Source organism: Lutispora saccharofermentans, assembly GCF_024363565.1.
GTDB classification, from domain to species: Bacteria; Bacillota; Clostridia; order Lutisporales; family Lutisporaceae; genus Lutispora; species Lutispora saccharofermentans.
The window spans coordinates 1-12474 of record NZ_JAJEKE010000020.1 but is presented as its reverse complement, the minus strand read 5'-3'; the positions used below and the strand labels follow the sequence as shown (position 1 = coordinate 12474).

Below are 12474 nucleotides of genomic sequence, written 5' to 3'. Positions count from 1 at the left end.
TATACTTCTTGATTAAAAAATTTTCAAGATTAAGAAATCTGTGAATATGACCATAGCTGCTTTGCTGCTTAGCGAAAGAAACCGGAGATATTGACATATAAATACAAAGGCAGGCAGCAAAATCTGCTGACTGCCTCTTCTAATAACCATGCTTCATTTTGTGTTCCTATGTACATGAGAAAAGGTTAGGGTATATTTTTAATGAAGTGCTTTCTTTGCCAATTCATCAGCCATTTCATTATACTTATCACCGGAATGGGCTGCAACCTTTTCAAAAGAGATATTGATAACACTTCTATATCTGTTCATATATTCAATATATTTTTTTGCACAATAGGAATTAGCCTTCCATTGGCCTGTGAACCATTTTGCTATTCCTTCATAATCATGCCTTATTATTATCTTATCGAAGCCTTTGCCATATGCCCATTTTATTACGAACATGACGCCCATAAGCTCTCCTGCTACATTTCTGCTTCCCACTGCCTCCGGTTCATCGTTGCTGCCGCTTTCACAAATAATATCTCCTTGAGGCGTTATTATGACACAGCCGAAGGAGTATCTTTTTAAGTTGTCATCATAGCTCCCGTCTGCATATGCAATTACCGAGCCCGATTCTGCAGCGAGCTGCATATGTATCTCTGAAATATCTATACCCTTTGCAAAGGCATCGGCTTCCTCAAAGGTAGGAAAGGACTTGTATTTTACACCCTGGACTCCTTCAATGCTGCTTTTGCATTCTTCCCAGGTTTCAAACACCCCTGTGATCTCTTCGCTTCTCACTCCATAATACTTCTTCTTTGCCATAGGCTACCTCCAATAATAATGTCAGTCAAATGCTACTATACGCCGCTGCATTTGTCAATCGGAAACGGGTAAAAATATATTTCAGTTTTTTTAATCGTCATGTATTTTTATGTCGTAATTAGTAAAAAGTTGAGAAGTATTATTGGCTCTGGTATACTATTCTTAACCAATATCTACTAATATATTCAATAAATTTCTAAAGGGCAAATAATGTGGGGTGCGATAATTGCTTAACTTTGTCATATGTGATGATATGGAGGCCAAAAGCATAAGGACTGTAATTGAACCCATGATAAAAGAGCTAAATTTAGGCAGGATTGTTCTTTCAGAAACAAAACCCGATAGAATATTGAATTATATCAAGCATAATGATACCACCTCAGTTTATCTCATAGATATAGAATTAGACACATCTGTAAATGGAATTGACATAGCCAGACTCATAAGGGATAGGGATGCCTCCTCCTATATAGTATTTATCACAGCTCACCAGGAATTTGCTTTTTTGACATATAAATATAAGCTGCGTGTAATGGATTATTTAGTGAAGCCTCTGAAGCCGGAGGATATAAGACAATGTCTGGAGTCAATTTGTGAACTTGAGAAAAAGAGGAAGGCTATTGAGGATGACAATCATCAAAAGAATAATACCTTAAGCATAAAATCCGGCTGCAGGCAGTATAGGGTAAATGTAGAAGATATAATATATTTGGAGGTCATCAAGAACAAAATAATTATCCATACAGAAACAGGAAAGATAAGCTTTATTTGCACTTTGAAGGATGTCCGGGACAAGCTGTCCCGTATGGGGAATGATATCATAATGGACTGCCATAAATCTTATATGGTAAACATCAACAAAGTGCAGGGCATAGATAATATGGATATCATAATGTCTAATGGAGACCGCTGCCCTCTCTCCAGAAACCATAGAAAGGAGATTATCGATGCTTTTGGAAGTTAACTTCCTTATGTGTTTTATAATGGCTGTTTTGTCTTATATATCAATAGTACGTTTATCAGGTATAAGATTTAATAGAATTAAAGCAGCTTTTTATATCATCTGTACTGCTTTTCTAACAGCCATGATAAAGAGCTATGGGTATAATGATAATGTAATCTTGCCATTAAAAATGATAGCGATGGTAGTTGTTATCGTATTGACCACTTATTTTATACTGATTAAGGACATACTGAAATCTGCTTATTATACAATCATAATATATACGGTTGCTTTGATAAACGATTCGCTTCTTGCTTTTATCCTTATTAAGATGCTAGGTTATGAAATGAAAATACTTCAAACAAATATTATATATGTATTGTTAACAAATCTTGTAATATCTTACTTATCTTATGTCCAAATAATATTCATAAAAGCCCTATTATATAAGAAAAAAATAGTTAATGAAACAAATAAAAATGCAGCCTATATAGCTTTTGCGTTAATGACCTTCATAGTAACTGCCTTTAATATATTGGTTTACAACAAATATATCGAGTTAATAGGTAAGAGATTGATGCTCATGAACATATTCATAACCTCAGCTTATTTTATACTTACTATGGCAGTATATGGGATTTATAGCAATTTAGTGGTGAATGAGCAGGAAAATAAACAGCTAAAGGTATATATAAATATGGCAGATGAACTTATAGATGAGTATAGAAGGGTCAGGCATAATACATATAATATTATTCAAGCTGCATCAGCCTTTATCGAGGAAAATGATATGGAAGGATTAAAGGAGCACTTCAGCAGTGTAATTGAAAGGCAAAGGGGTATTGAGAAAAGCAACATAGCATCTTTATATAAGATAGCCCACCCTGGGGTAAAGAGCCTTTTATCCTCCAAACTAGGCAGGATAGAGGCACTGTCGCTGAATCTGAATCTAGAAATAACAACAGATTTGAGAGGAGTTAAAGTAAATATATCGGATTTATGTGAGATACTGGGAGTATTCTTAGATAACTCCATAGAGGCGGCAGGATTAACGAAGGAGAAATATATAGAGCTTTGCATGTTTGAAGATGACCAATATTATATAACCATCATCAAGAATTCCTATGACCCCAATCATGGCAAAAAAGGCAGCGGAATAGGATTAAGGACAGTAAACAGCATATTAAGGAAGTATGGTTTGATGCTTAATAACACTATAATAGAGGAAAAGTATTATATCCAGGAGCTGATAATTAAAAAATTCAACTGATACTTTTTCGACAAAATGCATCTTGTACTTAAAAAGCTACCTCTTGTCCTATGCATATGGACTTTTTATTTTATTCTGTTATATTTAAATCAGGTGATGAGTATGATAATTGATGCTTTAGCTAAAAAAATAGAGGATTTTATTGTAGCTCACATGGAAGAAATGGACAGCATAAAAATAGAAACCATCAGATATGGGATAAAAGTTTTTTTGATAAACGCATATAAAATTCCTATAATATTTATTGTTGCCTATATGCTGGGGATTCTCAAGTATGCTATCATAGCCTATATATGCTTCGGTTCTTTGAGAACTTTTGCCGGAGGTATTCATGCAGAACGAGGAATAGCTTGTATAATATCATCTATGATAATAATATATAGTCCGGCTTATCTTTCCCCTTATCTGGATAGAAATTATAATATTGCCCTGTTTATAATCACATTTATTATTATTGCATTATATTCTCCATCGGATACAAGGAAAAAACCGATCAAATCATATAAGCTCAAAGCAGATTTAAAAGCAGATTCAATTCTAATAGTTGTAATAATTTTTGCAGCATCCTGTCTTTTGCCAGAAGATATATCCGGCGTTATGGTGGTGAGCATGTTTTTTGAGTCACTGTTGGTATTACCAATAACATATAAAATATTTGGAAAGGAGCGGAGCTCATATGCGTAAAATGTTAGCGTTGTTGCTTGCAGTGCTTGCTATTATGGCAGCACAAACGAGTGTTGCATTAGCATGCGTTTGGGGATTATTGGAGGAGGTAGAGACGCCGGAAATTTTGGTAAAGTAAGGCTCGGACAAGGCAGATAGGGCACATCAAGCATGATCTTTTGTTTTAATTTTATTATTCAATTAAATTAGTTGTGGGTGTTAACGATGGTATAGAAAAGTACACAATTATTGTAAATCAAAGATATACAAGGTTGTGTACTTTTTATCTCTTACAACTGTAAATTTTTGCCTCTTTCAGTTATACTTTAATTAAGTCATATAATGATGATGGTGCAAAGCCAATTTATAAGTTTGGGAGAGGGTTAAAGTGAAACAGATAATTCTTTTTATACTGTTAATAAGCTTAATATTCACTGCAGCCTGCGGGACAAATCCAGCTAAAGGCACCGACAAGGAGCAGGAGCAATTCGCCTATGAAGCCAAAGAAATATATTCCGTCAATGGAGGAAAAGGAATATCGTCCATTGCTATGAGAAACAATGGAGACTTAGCAGTATACAATTACTATGAAAAGAAGATATACGTATTTGACAAGAAGGGCAGTAAAACCGGAGAAGCCGAAGTGGGGGAAAACTGGGACGGGGTATTGGCCTTTGGCAAGGACAACAAGCTTTATGCACTGCTGCAATACCGTGAAAAAAATGAAAATAACGAGAATATATTGCTAAAAAGAAAGCTGCAGGTATATGACACTCAGGGTAATGCTATTGAAAGCCAAAGCGGAATAGTAGAAATAAAAGGCGAAAGCAAATACCTTACGGGAGAAACCATAGACAAGATTGAGATAGATAGCAAAGGAAATATATATTGCTTAAAGGTAAGCGAAGAAGTAGAAGTATTGGATACAAAGCTCAAAAATGTCACCACTCGTCAAGGGAAAAAGTTTCTGGACATAGACATAGATGAAGAAGACAGCATAATAGGGTTATGCTATGACAGCGGTTCGGAAGTCTACATAGAGAAAATATCGAGCAAAGATCATAGATCCATATGGAAGAAGGAGCATGACAGCAATGAAGCTGCCAAATCAATACACTACAATGCGGCGGGCAAAACTCTATATGGGTTGAATGAAAAAGGCATATTCAAATATGACGACAAGGGGAATATAAAAGGATATATAGCAGACATCACTCAATTATCAGGTCTGGAAAACATGTACAGATTCATCGTAGATGAAGAAGAAAAAATATATGCCTTTGGAAAGGATGGCAGTCAGAGCAAGCTGCTGGCATATGCTAAGACTGAAAAGAAAGAACAGGAAGAAATAGACAAAAAGGAGATACTATTATACTCCTATTATCCAAGGGATGATTATATCCATCAAAATATGATAAATGTGATAAGAAAATTTGAAGAAAAACATCCAGAAATAAAAATCAAATTTGAAGCTCATGACAACTTGCAGCAAATCAACACGGAACTTTTGACAGGGAAGGGCCCTGATATACTATGCGGAATATACCCTGCCATGGGATATATCACAAAAGGTGTATTTCTTGATTTAAACCAAATGATAAACGCAGACAACGAATTCAATAAAGAAGACTATAATGAAGCGGTTATAGAAGGCTCTAAATATGAGGACAGCTTATATATAATGCCAATAATATATACAAAGCAATTCTATATAGGCAATAAGAAGCTACTGGATGACAAAAAGATAGCGATAGATATGGAATGGACTTGGAGAGACTTCTATGAAATTATGGAAAAAGTGAAGCAAAAAGGCATATATGCTGCTCCCACATACCCGGAAGAATTTATATTATCAGAGATGATTAAGGATGGTATGGACTACTATATCGATTGGGGAAATAAGGAAGCCAGGTTTGACTCCAAGGAATTCATAGAAACCTTGAAGCTTCTTATGGCCATAAGAAGCGGAAACTTTGAACACCCTGAAGCTAAGCCATTCCCTAAAAACGGAAGGAACTTAGAGCTTATCCAGAACAACACGTTGTTCTATCCTGACTTTCGTTCAGGAAGCTATGAATTCACGTATGTTCTTAGTCCATATTCAGATATTCTACTTCTTCCAAGGCCTAAACCTGAATACGGTGGCAGCAAATCATTTTTAGCATATAATGCGGGAATAAACAGCAATTCAAAATATAAGGACGAGGCCTGGAAATATATAAAGTATCTTTTAAGCGAGGATATTCAATTCTACATAGGCGAAAATGATATTCCGGTGAATAAGAGAGCGAACGAAAGAGTGCTGGAAATCCAATTGGAGCCAATGAAGAAAAGTGGTTTTGATGCAGATGCCAACCTGCAGGCGTTTAAGGACATAAATGGTAGCCTGAATAAAAATGAAGCATTGAGAGTGCCTGATGAATTGTTCAATACCATCTGGGAGGAAATCAAGACATATCTTTCCGAAGATAAGGGCCTGGAAGAAACGGTTAAGACTATACAAAACAAGGTAGAACTGTATCTCAATGAGTAAGAAAAGGGAAGCCTTTTATTGGGCTTCCTTATTTTGTGATTAAATTTATGACTTCTTCTATAGAATTGAGCTCAAATATATTTTCTGCCAGCAAATCCAAAACAGGAAGAGCAATATTTCGTATCTTTTCTTCTAAAGAAGTAGGCAGTACGCCGAATTTTTTGCTGAGAAGTCTTATCAATAATTCTGCTTTGCCCTCTGCTTTGCCTTCAGCTCTACCTTCAGCTTTACCTTCAGCCTTACCCTCCGCTCTGCCTTTTTCCATGCCCTTCATTTCGGCAAACTTAAGGCTTGATATGGCGTCAAGTCTGGCTTTCTCACGGGCTGCATATTTTTCTCTCAATTCTTCATCTGCACTTATTTTTTTCAGCATTTCCATAGCTATACTCAGCTCCTCCTTTCTCTCAACCAGTTTTTCTATTTCTTCTTTTCCCGCTTTTTTTATAAAACTCAGCCATAATTCTATGGCTTCCATTTCTTCCGGATCCTTTTGAGGATGGAATTTTTGAAGTTCTATATAGTGTATTTCCAGATCATCCAGTAATGGAAACTTTTCTTCCTTTTCTAGTATCTTATACTCTGTGTGGTATCTGTTTGTTTCTTTTATTATTTCGAAATCCATTATGTTTATTACTATGCTCTTCTTTAGATTTGTATAGTTTTCAGATTCCTTTATGGTTTCGGAATACATCTTGCTCCAGTAATATAAGCTTCTTTTCCTAAAATCGTCTACATTGTTTATCTGCATTTCTATGTTTATTCTTTCTTCCCTTTGATTCTTTACCTTTATGTCAAATATGGAGCCTTTATCCTCTTTGTATTCTTTTATGTTGAAGGGGTTTAAGTGGACTATTTCAGTTATCCTTTCATTACCTTCAAGAGATAGTACAGAATTTAGAAAATCTATGAGTATTATCTTGCTATCTTTTTCTTCCCTGCCAAATAAGGCTTTAAATACTATGTCGCTCAAAGGGCTTAAAAGCTCATGCTTATTATTGGCCAATTTCATCCCCCTTTCTTTTGTTAATTATATTATATCAATAATTCCAAAAGGTGTAAATGAAATCAGCAGTAAAACAAAACGATGGGTCATGCATTTCTATACTTCAAAGTGAAAGAGGCAGCAAACATTATAGTCTTATATAGTATAGTCTTATATAGTGGTGTAAAATTTTAATAATAATTCTTCTTTTGCCCCTCAAGATGAATTATTCAATACCATCTGGGAAGAAGTAAAAATATATCTTTCCGGCGGCAAGAGCGCAGAGGAAACTGCTAAGGTTATACAAAACAAGGTAGAGTTGTATCTCAATGAGTAGAAAACTTGAACATCCATTATAAAATGGAGAGATAGATAATATTTTTGCCGAAAAAATATCGACAGAAAGGTTATTTTATACTTCAAAAATGCATCTTATCCTTAAAAAGCTACCTCTTATCATATAGCTATGGACTTTATGTTTCTATATGTATATATTTGAATTTAAGCTATGGATTCATAAGTATTAAATGTAACATGCTATTAAATTTATTCATAACAAGCCTGAAATATTATATAGTCATGGAGTTTTTGTTCATTGCATATTAGATTAATATTTTAGGATGTGAATTATGTGAAAGAAAATATTGCTATTTTTAAAAGACTCCTAAAAGCTCTGTATCCGTTTAGAAAAAGAATACTTTTTATTATATTTATAATGTTACTTTCTTCCGGAATAAGCTTTGTGAGGCCCTTATTAAATAAATACTTGATTGATGAAGGCTTAATAAAAAATAACTTTCATAATGTTCTTAGGTATTCTATTGTAAGCCTTTTGCTGGTTATAGCAGACCAATTGTTATCGCTAGCACAATCAAAAAAATTAACTTATATAAATAATCTATATACTTATAAATGGACCAGTCTTTCTATGCGAAAGCTAATGAAGCTCAAGTTATCATATCTTAATGAAAACAATTTTACCGAAATAATTAACAATGCAAAAATGGATATTGCGAGTATCTCTCAAATTACAGATGAATCCTTTGCTCACAGATTGCTAAGCCTGCTAAAAATAATGGGCGGTCTAATAGGGCTGACTATCATCAGCTACAAGCTTTCCGTAATGATAATAATGATCATACCTGTCAAATATTTATTAACAGCTTATTTCACAAGACTGAGAAAAAAACTGCATAAAAGATATATGGAATATGCAAGAGATTACTCAAAATGGTATGGAGATAAAATGTCGGGGATAAAAGAGATAAAGCTGTCGGGCATAGAAAATATTATTATGAGACAATTTGCGATATTGCAAAGAAGTATTATAAAAACAAGCGTTAGATCTCAGATAATAGACGGAACAAAAGTGGCATGTGATCTGATCTTATTGCAGCTAATGGCTTCAATGATATATATTATAGGCTCAAAGATGATTGTAAAAGATGCATTTACTATAGGGGGCTTGTTTGCCTTTGCAACGTACAGTACCAATGTGATTATGCCTATTTCATCATTAATTAATATCAGATATGATATGGCAAAAATTCTATTATCGGCAAAGAGACTATTTGATTTCTTAGATATGGAATGCGAAGATGCTCGAAAAGATTCAATAAGAATAAAAAAGGATGAAATAAAAGGCAAAATTGTATTCAAAAATGTTAGCCATTCCTATAGAAAAGATAATGAAGTATTAAAAAATGTGAGTTTTGAAATAAACCCTGGAGAAAAAGTAGGAATAGTGGGATTGAATGGTTCAGGAAAGACTTCTGTTTTTAACATACTTTTGAGGCTATATGATTTTCAAAATGGAAATGTTTATATAGATGATATGGATATTAGAAGAATTAATATAAATGATTTAAGAAAAACAATATCTGTGGTGAACCAAGATTTGTATATTTTTAATGCAACGATAGAGGAAAACATTTCCATGTTTAATAATCACTCTGAAGACCGAATAAAAAAGGCTATGGATCTCAGTTTCGCAAATGAATTAATTGATAATTTACCTGAAGGTTCTAATACAAGGCTTGGAGACAAAGGCAGTAAGCTTTCCGGCGGCGAAAGGCAAAGGATAGCCCTAGCGAGGGCCTTTGCAAAAGAATGTAAAATAATATTACTTGATGAAGCTACATCCAGCTTTGATTTAAAGCACGAAGAAAGACTGATTGAAAATTTACTGAGCAACTTTAGTAATCACACTATATTATTCATAACACACAGACCCTATGTTTTACATAAATTGGATAAGATCATAGTAATGGATAAAGGAAAGGTGGTGGATGTAGGAAAGCATGATGAACTCATTAGGGGATGCAGTTTATATGCTGATATATTGAGAGAGGTAGAATATAAATAAATATCTATTATGATTATCCATCCATAAAAGTCAGACATTAGTAAAACAGGATAAATATTAATAATTACGCTTTTCAAAATAATGACATTCAGATATTCAATCAATTATCAAGATAAAACAAATAACAATTAAATTTTATTGAACATTAAATTGTTGCAAACAGAAAAGTTATAGAAAGGGGGTGTGTCAGATGAAGAAGCTGCGAAAAAGAGAAATGGTGGTTGAGGATACCGTTGAGGCATTTGCATGCAGTTGTGGATGCCATTGTGGAGGTTGCACTTGTAACGGAGATATAGATGTATATTACGATGCTAATGTAGATGATCTTAGATATGATGTAAGTTATGAAAATAAACAAGAAAGTTTAATGGATGTTGAATAGATGATATTTAAATCTTATGTTTTTTAACTAGAATTAAGTTATGTTATTTCTTTATCTTGAGGGTTGAATATAGTGGATAAGCTATAGATTTATTCTATAGCTTATCCGACTTGAGTCAGAAGAAACAACTTGTATACGAAGTTTTATATTGTAGTTATTAATCATAAAACAATTGACTAAATAACTACAATATAAAACATTAGATAAGTATATTAATTTTGAAGGTGATGCTACATGAATATTAAAACTAAGGAAAACTATATATTTACTCTTCTAATGCTCATCTCTGTACTACTCATGTCCGGATGCAAAAGCCAAAATGCTTCCGTTGACAAGGCAGTAGAAGCAAATGCCTATACATACAAGGAAGTAATATATAATCAATTGCTGAGTATCGAGAGTGTTTCCTCAGCATGTATAAATAGTGCGGGTGAAATAATTTTCTATGATGATAATGGAGGAATTGTACATGCAGATAATACGGGCAGAATCATAAAAGAAATAAAGAAGAGTTTGAATGGAGAAATATGCTTTGCAATAGATACAAATGATAATGTTTATGCTCTGCAAAATTATTTGAAGAAAGACGACAAGGGACAAGTGCATGCATTAGTTACAGAGCTAATAGCCTATGACAGCGCCGGAAATGAATTGAAGGATAGATATGCAATTAATGAGAAAAAAGGTAGTTGGGAAGATATAAAAGACGAAGTTGCTAGAAAAATACAAGTGAACAGCAAAGGAAGTATATATGTACTTAAATACGATAGTACCGTTGAGGTATTTGATTTCAAACTGCAAAGCATCAATACCCTTGGTATAGACGAATATAGAGATATAGGGATAGATGAAAATGATAATCTAATAGCTGTCCCCAAAAAAGAAGCGGGAGAAAATCAACTGCTTAAAATGGATACTGTTAGCCTTAAAACAATATGGGAAGGGGAGTATAGCCACTCGGGAGCTCCCGATTATATACATTATAATGCGAAAACCAAGTTCTTATATGGCATTAGTAATGGTATTATCATGAAATACGATATGACAAACAACAAAGCAACTGAACTGCTAAACATCAATGAGTTTACAAAAACTGACGGCATATACGGCATTTTTGTAGACAGTGGTGAGAATGTATATACACTGGCAAATGATGAAGGGAAAAATGAATTGGCAAGCTATATCAAGGAAGAAGAAAAGAAAGAATCATCAGAGCAAATTGAAATAACCATAAGTGCCTATTGGCCGGATAATAATTATTCCAACAGTGCTTTATTAAACATTGCCAGAAAGTTCGAAAGAGATCACCCTGATGTAAAGATAAACTTTCAAGTGTATGATCATTTAATAAATATAGAAACAGGCCATAAAAATTATATTGAAAAATTGAATTCTGAGCTTTTAGCAAGTAAGGGTCCCGATATTTTATTGGGCTATTACCCTGCTTTAGAATATGCGAATAAAGGAATTCTGGTCAATTTGCATAAAATTATGGAGAAGGATAGCAGCTTTAATATTGATGATTATTGCGAGACAATTATTAATGCTTCAATGTATAAGGATGGCCTGTATATAATGCCCCTGTCATATGCTTGCCGCTTTATAATAGGGAATAAGGAGCTTATGAACGAGAAAAACATCGATATAACCCAATGGACTTGGAAAGACTTTAGCGATTTATTAGATAAAGCCGATGATAATGAGAAAGATGAGAAAATCTATGCATTTCCTCAATCCTATTTTTATGATCGCATTTTATTTAAAAATATTATACTTCAAGATATAGACTATTATATTGACTGGGATAAAAGAGAGGCAAGGACTAATACAAAAGATTTTACAGAGCTCTTGGATATGTTTAAGCAAATTATGGATAAAAATTGTTATCATCCTCAGCTAAAGGCCTCTTATGGGGGAAAGGATAGAGATGCATTTATGGAAAGCATACTATTTATTCCAGAATATACAGGTTGCTATTGGAATTTTAATACTATGGGTCAAAAATTTGATTCCATCAGGATATTACCTTTGCCAAAAGGGGAAAAGACGAATACAAGGCTGTTTATGAGCTATAATGCTTCTATATTGGAGGGTTCAAAACATAAAGATTTAGCATGGAAATTTATCAAATATATTCTTAATGAAGATAATCAGTTTTTCCTCAGTGAATATCAATTTGTTATGAATAAAAAAGCTGAAGAAGAAAGAATCAAGCTATTTTTTGAGCAGCAAGAAGATGACGATATAAAAAGAGTTACTGAGTCTGAGATGAATAATATAATTGCAATAAAAAACAGCTTAAACAAAAATGATGCTTTTGTACCGGCTGACGAATTCTTTAATATGATTTGGGTTGAGGTGGAACCTTTCTTGAAAAATTATAAAAGTGTAGAAGAGATAGCTGAGGTCATACAAAACAAGGTGCAATTATATCTGAATGAGTAACTATAGGGGAGGTTATGAAAATGGACATTAAGAATTCCTTTATACATACTTTTGATACTAGACAAAATTGTTATATATATGATG

10 protein-coding genes are annotated in these 12474 nt (G+C 33.6%); 8 read left to right on the top strand and 2 right to left on the bottom strand.

The window, feature by feature from the left end; translation table 11 throughout:
- Window positions 1–198 precede the first annotated feature (198 nt).
- Window positions 199–807 carry a ribonuclease H1 domain-containing protein gene (locus LJD61_RS17165; RefSeq protein ID WP_255228784.1) on the bottom strand — a complete coding sequence of 203 codons (609 nt, stop codon included), beginning with the start codon at window positions 805–807 and terminating at the stop codon, window positions 199–201.
- Between the two features lie 226 nt (window positions 808–1033).
- Between LJD61_RS17165 and LJD61_RS17160 the strand changes: the two genes are divergently transcribed.
- The 5 genes from LJD61_RS17160 to LJD61_RS20605 all read left to right on the top strand — a co-directional run bounded on the left by LJD61_RS17160 (window position 1034) and on the right by LJD61_RS20605 (window position 6216).
- Entirely contained in the window at window positions 1034–1771 is a 738-nt protein-coding gene (locus LJD61_RS17160; RefSeq protein ID WP_255228783.1) for a LytR/AlgR family response regulator transcription factor, read from the top strand.
- Window positions 1755–3020, top strand: a complete 1266-nt coding sequence (locus LJD61_RS17155) for a GHKL domain-containing protein (protein ID WP_255228782.1) — start codon at window positions 1755–1757, stop codon at window positions 3018–3020. Before LJD61_RS17160 ends, LJD61_RS17155 begins: the two co-directional genes overlap by 17 nt.
- A gap of 102 nt (window positions 3021–3122) precedes the next feature.
- Window positions 3123–3704, top strand: coding sequence for an accessory gene regulator ArgB-like protein (locus LJD61_RS17150; RefSeq protein WP_255228781.1), 582 nt, complete (start codon window positions 3123–3125; stop codon window positions 3702–3704).
- Window positions 3697–3822: an AgrD family cyclic lactone autoinducer peptide gene (locus LJD61_RS17145; protein ID WP_255228780.1), complete on the top strand. Its 126-nt coding sequence runs from the start codon at window positions 3697–3699 to the stop codon at window positions 3820–3822. Before LJD61_RS17150 ends, LJD61_RS17145 begins: the two co-directional genes overlap by 8 nt.
- Window positions 3823–4071: 249 nt before the next feature.
- Window positions 4072–6216: an extracellular solute-binding protein gene (locus tag LJD61_RS20605; protein ID WP_255228779.1), complete on the top strand. Its 2145-nt coding sequence runs from the start codon at window positions 4072–4074 to the stop codon at window positions 6214–6216.
- Window positions 6217–6244: 28 nt separating this feature from the next.
- Here the strand turns inward: LJD61_RS20605 and LJD61_RS17135 are convergent, their stop codons facing one another.
- A complete protein-coding gene (locus LJD61_RS17135) occupies window positions 6245–7219 on the bottom strand; it encodes an Rpn family recombination-promoting nuclease/putative transposase (RefSeq protein ID WP_255228778.1) in 975 nt (324 codons plus the stop codon).
- A 610-nt stretch (window positions 7220–7829) separates the two neighbouring features.
- On the opposite strand from LJD61_RS17135, the gene LJD61_RS17130 reads away from it, so the two are divergent.
- The 3 genes from LJD61_RS17130 (at window position 7830) to LJD61_RS17120 (ending at window position 12390) form a co-directional block, all read left to right on the top strand.
- On the top strand, window positions 7830–9563 hold the full coding sequence (locus tag LJD61_RS17130) for an ABC transporter ATP-binding protein (RefSeq protein ID WP_255228777.1): 1734 nt from the start codon (window positions 7830–7832) through the stop codon (window positions 9561–9563).
- Between the two features lie 190 nt (window positions 9564–9753).
- Window positions 9754–9945: a CLI_3235 family bacteriocin precursor gene (locus LJD61_RS17125; protein WP_255228776.1), complete on the top strand. Its 192-nt coding sequence runs from the start codon at window positions 9754–9756 to the stop codon at window positions 9943–9945.
- Between the two features lie 234 nt (window positions 9946–10179).
- Window positions 10180–12390, top strand: a complete 2211-nt coding sequence (locus tag LJD61_RS17120) for an ABC transporter substrate-binding protein (RefSeq protein ID WP_255228775.1) — start codon at window positions 10180–10182, stop codon at window positions 12388–12390.
- Window positions 12391–12474 lie beyond the last annotated feature (84 nt).